This is a genomic window from Paraclostridium sp. AKS73, assembly GCF_025671395.1.
Lineage (GTDB): Bacteria > Bacillota > Clostridia > Peptostreptococcales > Peptostreptococcaceae > Paraclostridium > Paraclostridium benzoelyticum.
Genome location: NZ_JAIXHU010000004.1, coordinates 122,544 through 136,671, shown reverse-complemented (window position 1 = coordinate 136,671; position 14,128 = coordinate 122,544). Strand labels below are relative to the sequence as shown.

At 31.7% G+C, this 14,128-nt stretch carries 12 protein-coding genes; 11 read left to right on the top strand and 1 reads right to left on the bottom strand.

Going from position 1 to position 14,128, the window contains the following annotated elements; all coding sequences use genetic code 11:
• The first annotated feature begins 35 nt into the window (after positions 1 to 35).
• The 3 genes from LEQ07_RS20750 to LEQ07_RS04240 all read left to right on the top strand — a co-directional run bounded on the left by LEQ07_RS20750 (position 36) and on the right by LEQ07_RS04240 (position 1,150).
• Positions 36 to 419: a GyrI-like domain-containing protein gene (locus tag LEQ07_RS20750; RefSeq protein ID WP_332842909.1), complete on the top strand. Its 384-nt coding sequence runs from the start codon at positions 36 to 38 to the stop codon at positions 417 to 419.
• On the top strand, positions 400 to 657 hold the full coding sequence (locus LEQ07_RS20745) for a GyrI-like domain-containing protein (protein ID WP_332842908.1): 258 nt from the start codon (positions 400 to 402) through the stop codon (positions 655 to 657). Before LEQ07_RS20750 ends, LEQ07_RS20745 begins: the two co-directional genes overlap by 20 nt.
• Positions 658 to 739: 82 nt before the next feature.
• Positions 740 to 1,150, top strand: coding sequence for a peptide deformylase (locus LEQ07_RS04240; protein WP_046822865.1), 411 nt, complete (start codon positions 740 to 742; stop codon positions 1,148 to 1,150).
• Between the two features lie 54 nt (positions 1,151 to 1,204).
• Here LEQ07_RS04240 and LEQ07_RS04235 read toward each other — a convergent pair whose 3' ends face one another.
• Positions 1,205 to 2,515 (bottom strand): NCS2 family permease, encoded by a 1,311-nt coding sequence (locus LEQ07_RS04235; protein ID WP_263329652.1) that lies wholly within the window; start codon positions 2,513 to 2,515, stop codon positions 1,205 to 1,207.
• Between the two features lie 257 nt (positions 2,516 to 2,772).
• Here LEQ07_RS04235 and LEQ07_RS04230 point away from each other — a divergent pair, with 257 nt between their 5' ends.
• From LEQ07_RS04230 to hydA, 8 genes are all read left to right on the top strand, one after another.
• A complete protein-coding gene (locus LEQ07_RS04230; RefSeq protein ID WP_263329651.1) occupies positions 2,773 to 4,569 on the top strand; it encodes a sigma-54-dependent Fis family transcriptional regulator in 1,797 nt (598 codons plus the stop codon).
• A gap of 227 nt (positions 4,570 to 4,796) precedes the next feature.
• On the top strand, positions 4,797 to 6,008 hold the full coding sequence (gene dpaL, locus LEQ07_RS04225) for a diaminopropionate ammonia-lyase (protein ID WP_263329650.1): 1,212 nt from the start codon (positions 4,797 to 4,799) through the stop codon (positions 6,006 to 6,008).
• 31 nt (positions 6,009 to 6,039) lie between these two features.
• A complete protein-coding gene (locus tag LEQ07_RS04220; protein WP_332842907.1) occupies positions 6,040 to 7,230 on the top strand; it encodes a YgeY family selenium metabolism-linked hydrolase in 1,191 nt (396 codons plus the stop codon).
• A 19-nt stretch (positions 7,231 to 7,249) separates the two neighbouring features.
• A complete protein-coding gene (locus tag LEQ07_RS04215) occupies positions 7,250 to 8,830 on the top strand; it encodes an N-acyl-D-amino-acid deacylase family protein (RefSeq protein ID WP_263329649.1) in 1,581 nt (526 codons plus the stop codon).
• A 19-nt stretch (positions 8,831 to 8,849) separates the two neighbouring features.
• Positions 8,850 to 10,178 carry a putative aminohydrolase SsnA gene (gene ssnA / locus LEQ07_RS04210; RefSeq protein ID WP_263329648.1) on the top strand — a complete coding sequence of 443 codons (1,329 nt, stop codon included), beginning with the start codon at positions 8,850 to 8,852 and terminating at the stop codon, positions 10,176 to 10,178.
• 26 nt (positions 10,179 to 10,204) lie between these two features.
• Positions 10,205 to 11,566 (top strand): nucleobase:cation symporter-2 family protein, encoded by a 1,362-nt coding sequence (locus tag LEQ07_RS04205; RefSeq protein ID WP_046822858.1) that lies wholly within the window; start codon positions 10,205 to 10,207, stop codon positions 11,564 to 11,566.
• 64 nt (positions 11,567 to 11,630) lie between these two features.
• The gene (locus LEQ07_RS04200) at positions 11,631 to 12,734 is read left to right on the top strand and encodes a 4Fe-4S binding protein (RefSeq protein WP_046822857.1); all 1,104 of its coding nucleotides are present in this window, start codon (positions 11,631 to 11,633) and stop codon (positions 12,732 to 12,734) included.
• A gap of 15 nt (positions 12,735 to 12,749) precedes the next feature.
• Positions 12,750 to 14,123, top strand: coding sequence for a dihydropyrimidinase (gene hydA, locus LEQ07_RS04195; protein WP_263329647.1), 1,374 nt, complete (start codon positions 12,750 to 12,752; stop codon positions 14,121 to 14,123).
• Positions 14,124 to 14,128: the final 5 nt, after the last annotated feature.

The window sequence follows — 14,128 nt, the reverse complement described above, 5'->3', positions numbered from 1 at the left end:
AGTATAAAACAGTAATAATAAAGGAGGCGATATTCATGAAACATGAATGGAGAAAAAAAGAAAAAGAATATTATATACCAAAAGAAAAACCTCAACTAGTAGAAATACCTGAATTCAAATTCCTAACTCTAAAAGGCCAAGGAAACCCAAATAGTGAAGGATTCTCAAAAGCTATAGAAACTCTATACTCGCTAGCTTATGCAATAAGAATGATGCCTAAAAAAGGTATTACCCCAGAAGGATATTTTGAATACACAGTATATCCATTAGAAGGAATATGGGACCTAACTGAAAAAGGCAGAGCTGAAGAAGTCCTTAACAAGGATGAGCTAGTTTACACATTAATGATTAGACAACCTGAATTTGTAAATGAAGAAGTTTTCAATATAGCTATGGATATTGCAAAAAGAAAAAATTAAATCCATTATTAGAAAAGTAGAGCTTAAAAATATTAAAGAAGGAACTTCAGTACAAATGCTTCACGTTGGACCTTATGATGATGAACCAAGAACTTTTTCAGCTATGGAAGAGTTTTGCAATGAAAATAATTTAAAGATAAAAACAAAAGCTCATAGAGAAATATATCTTTCAGATTTTAGAAAGACTGAAGCAGCAAAATTAAAAACTGTTCTTAGATATATGGTAGAAGAAAATTAATATTTTAATAATTTGACTGAAATACATACTTGTACTAATATAAACTTATATTAATTTAGATAAATCAGAGAGGTTATTAAGTATGATAAAAGCAGTTGTAAAGGATATATTATTTTTAGAACAAAAATCAGAGCTTGCAACAAAAGATGATGTAGACGTTATAAATGATTTAATAGATACATTAAGAGCAAATTTAGACCATTGTGTAGGAATGGCAGCTAATATGATCGGAGTAAAAAAGCGTATATTAGTATTTAGTGTAGGGGAGATGATAATTCCTATGGTGAATCCAGTTATACTAAAAAAAGAGATTCCTTATGAAGCTGAGGAAAGTTGTTTATCTTTAGAAGGATTTAGGAAAACAACTAGATATGAAAAAATAGAGGTAGAGTACCTAGATAGAAACTTTAAAAAACATAAACAAGTATTTACAGGATTTACAGCACAAATTATTCAACACGAAGTAGATCACTTCGAAGGAATAATAATATAGTATATAAATGAAAAAGGCGAGCACTATTTTAGAGCGATCGCCTTTTTTAATATGTTAATGGATAGTTCCCATAACTGTACTCATTACAAAGTTAAGAATAAACAATCCGCTAAGTACGTACATAGCTAAAGAAACATTTTTCCCTTTATTTATAACTAAATTAAGAATTGTATAAACTATAAATCCAATAGATATACCATTTACAATATTATAAGTAAAAGGTATTATCGTAATCATCAAGATTATAGATATAGTTTCTATCAAATCTCCTTTTTCTAGATCAAAGAAAGTCTGTATCATAAGTATTCCTATAAATATAAGAACACTACTTATAACACCATCTGGTATAAGTTTTAATACAGGTATTAAGAACAATGATAGTAAGAATAATGTAGCAGATGTAAATGCAGCTACTTTGCCTTTACCACCAACACTGATCCCTGAGAAGTTTTCAGCTGCAACTATAGTTGGACTTGTTCCACATATTCCAGCTATTATATTAGATATTCCAGTTACCTTAAACGATTTTTGGAAATCTTCTTCTCTTTTTAGAGCTCCTAATTGACCATATAAAATTCCCATATTTTCAAATACTATTACAATTGTTATAGAAAATACTGCTACCATAAACGGTATAGACCAAATATTTTTAAATGACATGCCTAAAAATACTTCTTTAATAGCACGTATGTTAAATCCTGCAAAATCTAAACTGCTTAGACTAGTTACTCCCATAATAAGTGATAATACTGTACCGATTATTATGCTTATAAGTAAGTTACCTGGTACATTTTTCATATTTAATATCAATATGATAATTAAAGTTATTATACTTAAAAGGGTTTCCTTGTCTGCTATATTACCAATACCTATCATAGTATTTTCATTACCTACAACAAGACCACTTTTTTGAAGACCTATGAATAAGATCAAAAACCCTACACCTGTAGTTATTGCATGTTTTAAGTTATTAGGTATTGAGTTCATAAGAATTGTAGTTAGTTTTGTACTCGCTATTAAAGTGAATATTATTCCACTTACTAATACTGCAGCTAAACCTTCTTGCCATGATAGCCCCATTGATTGAACAATAGTATAAGTAAATAATGAATTTATTCCCATTCCAGGGACTAATATAAGTGGAGCATCTGAGATTACTCCCATAAGAATTGTAGATATAGTACATGTAAGTACTGTAGCTATCATAGCCGCATCTGGACTTATACCTGCATCAGATAATATCAATGCATTAGTCATTATAATATAAACGCTGGCTATGAATGTTGTGATTCCTGCTAAAATCTCTGTCTTAAAATTTTGTGTTGCAATTGATTCTAATTTACTGCTTGATAGTTTTTGTTCCATCCTTCTTCCTCTTTATTTTGGTTCCCTCGCCCGCCCACATTGATTAATGCCCATATATATTACCACTATTTTTTTTTATTGTCTATAATTCTAGTGAAGTTTATTGTCGATTTTTCTGTTAAAAATATTGATACAGGGAAAATAAATAAATTGAAAAGTTTATGTAAATTAATAAGTTAGTTAATTATATTTGATAGTCAATTATGATAAAATATAGTCAATATGTGAAACTTACTAACAAAGGGGAAATATATCAAATGGCGAGTATGTTAAAACAAGTTCAAGAAGAAATGACCAAATATGTGGAAACAATAGCGAGCGTATTGAATGTAGATATTGAAATTGTAGATGATAGGTTAGTCAGAATTGGGGGTTCTGGAATTTACAAATATAAAGAAAATGAGGTTCTTGTATCTAGTGGTTATATATATAGCCAAGTTATTAGCACAGGAAATGATATAACAGTAGTTGATATAGCTAGTCATGAAATTTGTAGTAATTGTAGTAGGCTTAGTAAGTGCCTTGATAAAATGATTTTAGCTGTGCCCATTAAGTATAGTGGGCGCACAATTGGTGTTATAGGGGCAATAAGTACTGATAAAGAAAAGAAAAAAGAAGTACGTAAAAAGTTAAAATCTTATTTAGAGTTTATACATCATATTTCAGATTTGATTTCTATAAAAGTAAATGAATTTGAAGATAGTAAGTATATTGATAAAGAGATGGAAATGTTTAGAGATATAATTGATAATATTGAAAAAGGTGTGCTGATTTTAGATCCAGGAAGAAAGATATCATATATAAATAATATAGCAAAGAAAAGATTAAATATTTTTGATGATCCAATAGGCAAATTAGTAGAAATAAGAGCCATAGAACAAAATGAAGATAATAATGAGATGTTAAGCTTTAGTATAGATGACAAAGTTTATCATACTACATATAAAATAATACCTGTTCATCCTTATATTAACAATTATGATAAGCTTCTAATTTTTGATGAAGTTAAGGAAAATAAAGATCAAAAAATAAATACTAAGTGGGAAGTTAAAAAAATAGATTCTATAATTGGTAATAGCGAAGCTATGAAGCTAGTTAAAATTAGAACTAAGAGAGTTGCACAATCTAACTCAACAGTTTTAATAACTGGTGAAAGTGGAACAGGTAAAGAGTTAATTGCAAAGTCAATCCATGCAGAAGGAAATAGATGTACTAAACCGTTTATAGCTATAAACTGTGCAGCTATTCCAGAAGCACTATTAGAAAGCGAGCTTTTTGGATATGCAAAAGGAGCTTTTAGTGGGGCAAGTAATGAAGGCAAAATAGGAAAGTTTGAGTTAGCTAATACGGGAGTAATATTTTTAGATGAGATAGGAGATTTATCTGTACATTTACAAGCTAAATTATTAAGAGTTTTACAAGAGAGAAAGTTAGTTAGGATAGGGTCTAATAAAATTATAGATTTAGATATAAGGGTAATAGCAGCTACGAATCAAAATATACTAGATTTAGTTAATAGCGGTAAGTTTAGAAGTGACTTGTATTATAGATTAAATGTAATGCCTATTAATTTACCACCACTTAGAGATAGAAAAGAAGATATTAAAGATATATTTATGAATATATTAACTAGATATTCAATAGAATTCGACATAGATGTAAAGAAAATTGAAGAATCTGTGATGAATAAGTTGATTAATTATTATTGGCCGGGAAATATAAGAGAATTAGAAAACTCAGCGGAATATATGATGAATATAATCGGAGAAGATGGAATAATATCAGAAGATATGTTGCCAATAGATATAATCAAGTATTATGAAAAGAATAATAATAAAATAAAAGAAATAAATACTACAAATAAAAATACTAACAGTAGCAATATAGTAAGAATTGATAATTATGAAGAAATTTTAACTATGAAAGAATTAGAGTTATTTTATATAAACAGTATACTTGATAAATATGGAAGAGACACAAAAGCTAAAAAGGAAATAGCCAAAAAGCTTGGAATAGGTGTATCTACTTTATATAGAAAACTAGATGAAAATTAAATAATTCCCAAAATGAAAATTCTCAAATCGGTAAAAATTCCCGATTTGAGAATTTTTATTATATGTGGAAAGGAATTAAGGATATTCAAAAATATAAAATGTGAGTGAATTAACAAAGTTTTAGTTTAAAAAGCTAAGGTTCAAGGTTTGTTAAGAAAATAAATTTAAGTTTGGCATATTAATTGCTTTATACAAATTACGAAAACATTTATACAAGGGGGAGAATTATGAGAGAAATAAAATGGAAATTAAATAACCTACCAAAGAATGAAAATAAGGAAAAGACTATAGAGTTTTTAAATGATGAAGAGATAAGTAAAGTGAAATCTTTCCACGAAAGTTTCCCACAATATACAAAAACACCATTAGTTAAATTAGATAATTTAGCTGAAGTATTAGGAGTTGGCGGAGTTTTCGTAAAAGATGAATCATATAGATTTGGGTTAAATGCATTTAAGGTGCTAGGCGGATCGTTTGCTATGGCAAGACACATGGCTGAAAAATTAGGAATGGATATATCAGAATTAACTTATGAAAAATTAATATCTGATGAAGTTAGAGAAAAACTTGGAGATATGACATTCTTTACAGCTACTGATGGAAACCACGGAAGAGGAGTTGCTTGGACTGCAAATAAATTAAAGCAAAAATCAGTAGTTTATATGCCAAAAGGATCATCAATAACAAGATTAAACAACATAAAAGCAGAAGGGGCAGATGCAAGTATAACTGACCTTAACTATGATGATGCTGTTAGATTAGCAGATGAAGATGCAAAAAAAGTTGGAGGACTTATAGTTCAAGATACAGCATGGGATGGTTATGAAGATATTCCTGCTTGGATAATGCAAGGGTACGGGACAATGGCTAAAGAAGCAGTGGAACAATTAAAAGAGTACGGGGTAGAAAGACCTACACATGTATTTGTTCAAGCTGGAGTTGGATCTCTTGCAGGTGCAGTACAAGGATACATAGCTAACGCATTTGATGAGTGTCCTATAACAGTAGTAGTAGAAGCTGATGAAGCAGATTGTTTCTACAAATCTGCAGAAGCTGGAGATGGAAAACCAAGATTTGTTGGTGGAGATATGCCTACAATAATGGCTGGTCTTGCTTGTGGAGAGCCAAATACAATAGGATTTGAAATATTAAAGAACTATTCAGGAGCTTTTGTTTCAGCACCAGATTGGGTTTCAGCTAAAGGCATGAGAGTATTAGGAAATCCATTAACAGGAGATACAAAAGTTATATCAGGGGAATCAGGAGCTGTAACAACAGGATTATTAGCAGCTATAATGAGCAATGATAAATTAAAAGATCTTAGAGAAGCTTTAAAACTAGATAAAGATTCTAAAGTATTGCTAATAAGTACTGAAGGAGACACGGATCCAGAGAAATATAGAAGCATAGTTTGGGACGGAGAATGTGCAAGTATATAGATGATAATTAGAAAAATTAAGGGGGATTAATATGATGTTAAATGAACAAAGAAAACAAGAATTAACTGAGTTATGTCAATCATTAATAAGAAATGCAAGTTATTCAGGACATGAAGAAAATGTAGTTAAAGCAATAGAAGAAAACTTCAAAAAACTAGGATTTGATAGCTGGTTTAGAGATGAATATGGAAACATAATAGGTTGTATCAAAGGGAATAAAGAAGGAAAGAAAATATTATTTGATGGACATATAGATACAGTAGAAGTACCAGATGAAAGTAAGTGGACATTCCCTCCATTTGGTGGAGTTATAAATGATGGGAAAATATACGGTAGAGGTACTTCTGATATGAAAGGTCAGTTAAGTGCGATGATAGCTGCTGTTTCATACTTTGCAGAAGATACAAAAAAGGATTTTGAAGGTGAATTATATGTAGCAGGTGTAGTTCATGAAGAAATATTTGAAGGAATAGCAGCTAGAAAAATAAGTGAAGCTGTTAAGCCAGACTATGTTGTTATAGGAGAATCTTCAGAACTTAACTTAAAGATAGGGCAAAGAGGTAGAGGAGAAATAGTAGTAGAAACTTTCGGGAAACCAGCTCACTCTGCTAATCCACACAAAGGAATAAATGCAGTATATAAAATGTCTAAGATAATAGAAAAAATACAAAATCTAGAGCCACCTACTCACCCAGTATTAGGACCTGGAATATTAGTTTTAACTGATATAAAATCTTCTCCATACCCAGGGGCTTCAGTAGTACCAGATTATTGTAAAGCTACTTTTGATAGAAGATTATTAGTAGGAGAAAATAAAGAAGGAGTACTAGCTCCAATACAAGCATTATTAGATGAAATGATGAAAGAAGATGCGGAGCTAGATGCTAAAGTTTCTTATGCTATAGGATGTGAAGGATGCTATACAGGAAATAAAATAGAAGGTGAAAGATTCTTCCCAGGTTGGTTATATGATGAGCAAGATGAGTTTGTTCAAGCAGCATATAAAGGATTAAAAGAAGCTGGAATAGATAGTCAAATAACTCAATACTCATTCTGTACAAATGGAAGTCACTATGCAGGTGAAGCAGGAATAAAAACAATAGGATTTGGACCTTCAAAAGAAAATCTTGCTCATACAATAGATGAATATATAGAACAAGAACAATTATTTATAGGAGCAGAAGGTTACTACGGAATACTTAAATCAGTTTATAAAAAATAAATAAATAGGGGTAAGTGTTATGAAAATTTTAATAAAGCAAGGGCTAGTAGTTGATGGTAATAATACAGAACCATTTATAGGTGATGTGTTAATTAATGATGACAAGATAAGTAAAATATCAACTGAGATTACAGAAAATGTAGATAGGATAATAGATGCAAGAGGTAGAGTAGTATGTCCTGGTTTTATAGATACTCATAGCCACTCAGACCTTATGATTTTAGTAAATCCATTTAATGAAATAAAGATAAGACAAGGAATAACAACAGAAGTGTTGGGCCAAGATGGTATATCTATGGCCCCACTTCCTAAGGAATTTATTCCTTCATGGAGAAAAAATCTAGCAGGCCTAGATGGTGAAAGTGACGAGATAGATTGGGAATATGAAACTACTGATAACTATCTTACTATGATGGAAGATAACGGAGTAGGATTAAATGAAACTTACTTAGTTCCTCATGGAAATATTAGAATGGAAGCTATGGGATTAGAAGATAGACCAGCAACTAAAGAAGAAATTCAAAAGATGTGTGAAATCACAGAAAGAGAATTAAAAGCAGGTGCTATTGGATTATCTACAGGGCTTATATATATACCATGTGCTTATTCTATGACTGAAGAGATAATAGAAATGTGCAAGGTTGTTGCAAAATATGATGGAGTATTTGTTGTTCATCAAAGAAGTGAAGCTGATACGATTCTTACATCTATGGAAGAAATAATAACTATAGGAAAAGAATCTGGGGTTAAGGTTCATTTTTCACATTTCAAAGTATGTGGAAAAGATAACTGGAAGTACATACCACAAGTTTTAGAGTTATTGGAAAAAGTTAAATTAGAAGGTATCAAAGTTTCGTTTGATCAATATCCATATGCTGCAGGTAGTACCATGCTTGGAGTAGTTCTTCCTCCTTGGGCACATTCAGGAGGAACAGATAAACTATTAGAAAGATTACAAAATGAAGATGATAGAAATAGAATGAAAAAAGATATCGAAAATGGAATAGAAGGTTGGGATAACTTTATTCAATTTGCAGGTATAGATCAAATTTTTGTTACAAGTGTAAAGAATAAAAAGAATGAAAATACAATAGGTAAAAGTCTATTAGAAATAGGTGAAATGAGAGGTAAAGATCCTGTTGATGCTACTATGGACCTATTATTAGAAGAAGAAAATGCAGTTGGAATGGTAGATTTTTATGGATTAGAAGAGCATATTATAACTTTTATGAAGAGAGAAGAACAAAATGTTTGTACAGATGGTCTATTATCAGGAAAGCCACATCCAAGAGCATACGGATCATTCCCTAAAATATTAGGAAGATATGTTAGAGAACTAGGAGTATTGACTTTACAAGAAGCAGTTCATAAAATGACCAAAAAAGCTGCACAAAGTTTCAGTATAAAAGATAGAGGTCAACTAAAAGAGGGATACTTTGCAGATATAGTTATATTCGATAAAGACAAAGTTTCAGGGTGTGATGATTATATTAATTCTACTCAATATCCAACAGGTATAGACTATGTAATCATAAATGGAAACTGCGTAATTGAAGAAAATGAATATAAACATATTAAGGCTGGTAAAGTATTGAGATAACCTTAGGAGGTATCAAAACATGATATTAGTTGGAAATGGGAGATTGATAACTAAAAATGAGCAAAATCCATATATGGAAGACGGTTGTGTAGTTATCGAAGGTAAGGTTATAAAAGAGATTGGTTCAACTAAAGAAATGAAGGAAAAGTACTCAGATTATGAGTTCATAGATGCGAATAAAAAGGTAATAATGCCAGGGCTTATAAACACTCATATGCATATATATAGTTCTTTTGCTAGGGGGATGGCGGTACCAGGAAAACCATCAGAAAATTTTATGGAAATCTTAGAAAACTTATGGTGGAGATTAGATAAAAAACTTACTTTAGAAGATACAAAATATAGTGCTTATTCAACTTATATAGATTGTATGAAAAATGGAGTTACAACAGTATTTGATCACCACGCGAGTCCATTTGCTATAGAGGGAAGTTTGTTTACTATAAAAGATGTAGCTAAGAATTTAGGAATTAGAACTAACCTTTGTTATGAAGTATCTGATAGAGATGGATTAAAAACGATAGACCAAGGAATTCAGGAAAACGTTAATTTTATAAAATTTGCTAAAGATGATGAATCAGATATGGTAAAAGGTATGTTTGGACTTCATGCAGCTTTTACATTATCTGATGAAACTTTAGAAAAATGTGCAAATGAAATGGCTAATCTAGATGCTGGATATCATGTACATACAGCAGAGGGGATAGATGATGTCATTATAAATAAAGAAAAATACAATAAAAAGGTTGTACAAAGATTAAATGATTTCAATGTTTTAAATGACAAAACTATAGCAGTTCACTGTATTCATATAGATTCTGAAGAAATGGAATTAATAAAAGAAAATAAATCTTTTGTTGTACATAATCCAGAATCTAATATGGGAAATGCAGTAGGATGTTCTCCTGTAGTTCATTTACTAAACAAAGGAATAACTGTTGGATTAGGAACTGATGGATATACAAGTGATATGTTTGAATCTTTAAAGGTTGCAAATATAATACACAAACATCAATTAAGAGATCCAAGAGTTGGATGGGCAGAAGCTCCAACTATGTTATTTGAAAACAACAGAAAAATAGCTAGTAAGCATTATAAAAAAGATCTAGGAGTTTTAAAAGAGGGAGCATATGCTGATGTAATAGTTGTAGATTATATACCGCATACTCCGCTTAATGAAAATACAGAAAATGGACACATAATATTTGGGATGACAGGAAGAAGCGTTGATACAACAATTATAAATGGAAAAGTATTGATGAAGGATAGAATTTTATTAAATATTGATGAAGAGTCGATATTAGCAAAGAGTAGAGAGATGAGCAACAAGTTGTGGGATAGAATATAAAAAATAATATAAAAGGGGGACTATAAATGTCTCAAGAAAAAAGCCCTAAAATAGCTCCAGTGGATGAGAGAATACCGGTATCCAAGTCGTGGATATTCTCATTACAACACGTACTAGCAATGTGTGCAGGAGCGGTGGCAGTTCCTATGATGGTAGGAAGTGCTGCAGGACTAGACCATGAAAGTATAGTTTTTTTAATTAGTGCTTGTATATTTATGGCGGGGGTAGGAACGCTGATACAAGCTTTTGGGATAGGAAATATTGCAGGTGCTAAGATTCCGGTAATCGAAGGAACTAGCTTTGCGGCTGTTGCAGCCATGACATCTATAGCTTCATCATATCAAGACCCAAATCTAGCTATGCAAACTGTGTTTGGGGCAGTTATGGCAGCGGGATTGTTTTGTATAATAATAGCTCCAGTATTTGAAAAAATAATAAGATTTTTCCCAAAAGTAGTTACAGGAACAGTAGTACTTGTAATTGGGGTATCTCTATTACCAGTTGGGATTAAGTGGATAACTGATAGTAAAGTAGGTCCAGCTGAACCGTCTCAAGTAGGATTAGCATTAGCTGTTTTAGCTATAACTATTGTGCTATTTAAGTATTTAAGAGGGGTCTGGAATAGTGCAGCAATACTTTTTGCAATAGTAATCGGAACAGTATTAGCAGCTGCGTTAGGTATGGCTGATTTTAGTAATGTAGCTAGTGCAAGTTGGTTTAGTGTTAATGTACCTTTAAAATTTGGTATGCCGGTATTTGAACCATCAGCAGTAATATCTTTAGGATTAATAATGTTAGTACTAATGACTGAATCATTAGGAAACATGATGGCAATACATGAGATGGTAGATAAAGATATAGATGGCGCAAATATAAAAAGAGCATTAAGAGGAGATGGTATCTCAACTTTTCTATCTAGTATATTCAACTCATTCCCAATAACTCCATTTGCTCAAAATACAGGGCTTGTTGGATTGATGGGAATAAAGTCAAGATACATAGCGATACATGCAGGTATTATCTTATTGGTATTAGGATTTATACCTAAATTTGCATCAATAATAGCAGCAATACCGAAACAGGTTCTTGGTGGAGTAGGATTCGCAATGTTTGGGATGGTTTTAGTAGGTGGAATAAGAACGTTAAGCAAAGTTGAATTTAATGGGACAAAAAATGGAGTAATTGTAGCAATAAGTGTAGGATTGGCAATGATACCTTTAGCGAATCCTGATTTTTATCATAACTTCCCAAATTGGGTGCAAACAATATTCCATAGTGGTATAACAACAGGAAGTTTAGCAGCAGTTATACTGAATATATTCTTTAATGAATTAGGAAGTAAAAAAGAATCAAACAATGATAATGAAACAGATGAGAAAGCAGTTTAAATATATTAATTAGAATGCGTTTTGTGAAAATATAAACAAAAATGAAAAAGGGGAGATTAAAAAAATGGCAAATTTAAAAGTTAAAATACACGATATGGAGTTTCCAAATCCAATAATGACAGCAGCAGGACCAGGAGCTAAAGATGGAGATTTATGTATAGAAGCTGTAAAAGGTGGAGCAGGAGGTATATGCACAAAAACTATATCTGTACTTCCAGCAGACGTACCAAGACCATGTATGGCAAATACTAACAGTGGTTTTTTAAATACAGAGTTATGGTCTGAATTACCAAAGGAACAATGGATAGCTGAAGAATATGCAAAAGCTAAAAGTGCAGGAGTTCCAGTAATAATAAGTATGGGATATACAGCAGAAGATATCGCTAAAGTAGCACCACTTGTTAAGCCTTATGCAGATGCAGTTGAGTTATCTACACATTATGTAGGAACAGATGTTACTCCTATAGTAAATGCTTTAAAAGCTGCAAAAGCTGCATTAGACGTACCAGTATTTATGAAAATGAGTCCTCACACTGATATACAAACAATTGCAAAAGCTGTTGAAGAAGCAGGAGCAGATGGTCTTGTAATGATAAATTCGTTTGGACCGTGTATGGCAATAGATGTTGAAACAGGATTCCCTATAATGGGAAGTAAAACGGGATACGGATGGTTATCAGGAGCTCCAATAAGACCGTTAGCAGTAAGATGTATATACGAAGCTTCTAAAGTTGTAAATATACCAATAATAGGTGTAGGTGGAATAACTTGCGGAAGAGATGTTGCTGAAATGATGATGGCTGGAGCTTCAGCAGTACAAACTTGTACAGAAGCAATACTTAAAGGACCACAAGTATACGGAAAAATAGCTAGAGAATTAAACGAATTCTTAGAAGCAAATGGATATTCAGATGTAAACGAAATAAAAGGGTTAGCACATAAGAAAGTTCAAGAGATGGAATTTAGAACTCATGCGGTAGTACCACAAGTAGATCAAGATAAATGTATAAAGTGTAAAAAATGCGTAACAAGTTGTGTATATGAAGCAATTGAAGTTGGAGATGAAATGGTTATAGATGAAGATAAATGTTTTGGATGCGGATTATGCGTAACACGATGTCCAAAGAGAGCATTAACAATGCAAATGGGTGCTGTAGAAGCAAAGTAAAGGCAGGAAATTAAAATGGGGCTAATTTTACAAGGTGGAACAATAGTAACGGATGTAAAATCCTATAAAGCAGATGTAAGAATTGAAAATGAAAAAATAGCTGAAATTGGAGCTGATTTATTTAAAGAAGGAGATAAGATAGTACCTATAAATGGGTGCTATCTTGTACCTGGAGGAATAGATACCCATACTCATTTTGACTTAGATGTTGGAATTACAATAACAGCTGATAATTTTGAAACAGGAACTAAAGCAGCTATAGTTGGAGGTACAACTACAATACTAGATTTTGCTACTCAATCAAAAGGACATACGTTAAATGATGGTCTTAGAGAATGGCATGATAAATCTAGGGGAAGATGCTATTCAGATTATGGATTTCATATGGCTATAACAGATTGGAATGATAATACATCCAAAGAAATGAAAGATATGATAAATGAGGGTGTTACATCATTTAAAATGTATATGGCATATAAGGATACACTACAAGTTGATGATGGAATTATATTTAAAGCTTTGAAAAGAGCTAAGGAGTTAGGAGTGCTTATAGGATTCCACTGCGAAAATGGAGATATAATAAGTGAGCTAATAAATGAGTGTAAAAAGAATAATCAATTGTCACCTAAATACCACCAACTAAGTAGACCATCAGATGTAGAGGTAGAGGCTACTTATAGATTAATGAAAATTGCAAAGACTGCAAATGCACCTGTATATGTAGTTCATTTAAGTTCAAAGGATGCGTTAGAAGAAGTTAAAAAAGCTAGATTAGATGGGGTTAAAGTATACACAGAAACTTGCCCACAATATTTGCTTTTAGATGATAAATTATATGATTTAGATGGTTTTGAAAGTGCTAAGTATGTAATGTCACCACCACTTAGAAAAAAAGCAGACAATGAGGCTTTATGGAAAGCTTTAGAAGAGGGAGACATTGATGCTATAGGAACAGATCATTGTTCATTTAACTATAAAGGCCAAAAGGATATTGGAATAAATGATTTTAGCAAAATTCCAAATGGGGGTCCAGGAGTTGAACATAGAATGGGTCTTTTATATACATACGGAGTTAAAGAAGGAAAAATAAGTATGAACAAATTTGTAGAGTTAACGTCTACAAAAGCAGCAAAGTTATTTGGAATGTATCCTCAAAAAGGGAGCATTGAAGTAGGTAGCGATGCAGATATAGTGGTTATAGATCCTGAAATTAAAAATACAATAAGTTCAGAAAATCAAACTCAAAATACGGACTATACTCCATATGAAGGATACGAAGTTGATTGCCAGTTTAGGCATGTATTTTTAAGGGGGATTGAAGTTATAAAAGAAGGAAAGTTAACAGTAGAACATCCTACTGGAAAGTATATAGTAAGAACTATAAACTAGGGGGT

Excerpts from the sequence above, each read along its gene's own strand:
- LEQ07_RS20750 (WP_332842909.1), top strand. The coding sequence starts at position 36 with ATGAAACATGAATGGAGAAAAAAAGAAAAAGAATATTATATACCAAAA.
- LEQ07_RS04240 (WP_046822865.1), top strand. The coding sequence starts at position 740 with ATGATAAAAGCAGTTGTAAAGGATATATTATTTTTAGAACAAAAATCA.
- LEQ07_RS04235 (WP_263329652.1), bottom strand. The coding sequence starts at position 2,515 with ATGGAACAAAAACTATCAAGCAGTAAATTAGAATCAATTGCAACACAA.
- LEQ07_RS04230 (WP_263329651.1), top strand. The coding sequence starts at position 2,773 with ATGGCGAGTATGTTAAAACAAGTTCAAGAAGAAATGACCAAATATGTG.
- dpaL (WP_263329650.1), top strand. The coding sequence starts at position 4,797 with ATGAGAGAAATAAAATGGAAATTAAATAACCTACCAAAGAATGAAAAT.
- LEQ07_RS04220 (WP_332842907.1), top strand. The coding sequence starts at position 6,040 with ATGATGTTAAATGAACAAAGAAAACAAGAATTAACTGAGTTATGTCAA.
- LEQ07_RS04215 (WP_263329649.1), top strand. The coding sequence starts at position 7,250 with ATGAAAATTTTAATAAAGCAAGGGCTAGTAGTTGATGGTAATAATACA.
- ssnA (WP_263329648.1), top strand. The coding sequence starts at position 8,850 with ATGATATTAGTTGGAAATGGGAGATTGATAACTAAAAATGAGCAAAAT.
- LEQ07_RS04205 (WP_046822858.1), top strand. The coding sequence starts at position 10,205 with ATGTCTCAAGAAAAAAGCCCTAAAATAGCTCCAGTGGATGAGAGAATA.
- LEQ07_RS04200 (WP_046822857.1), top strand. The coding sequence starts at position 11,631 with ATGGCAAATTTAAAAGTTAAAATACACGATATGGAGTTTCCAAATCCA.
- hydA (WP_263329647.1), top strand. The coding sequence starts at position 12,750 with ATGGGGCTAATTTTACAAGGTGGAACAATAGTAACGGATGTAAAATCC.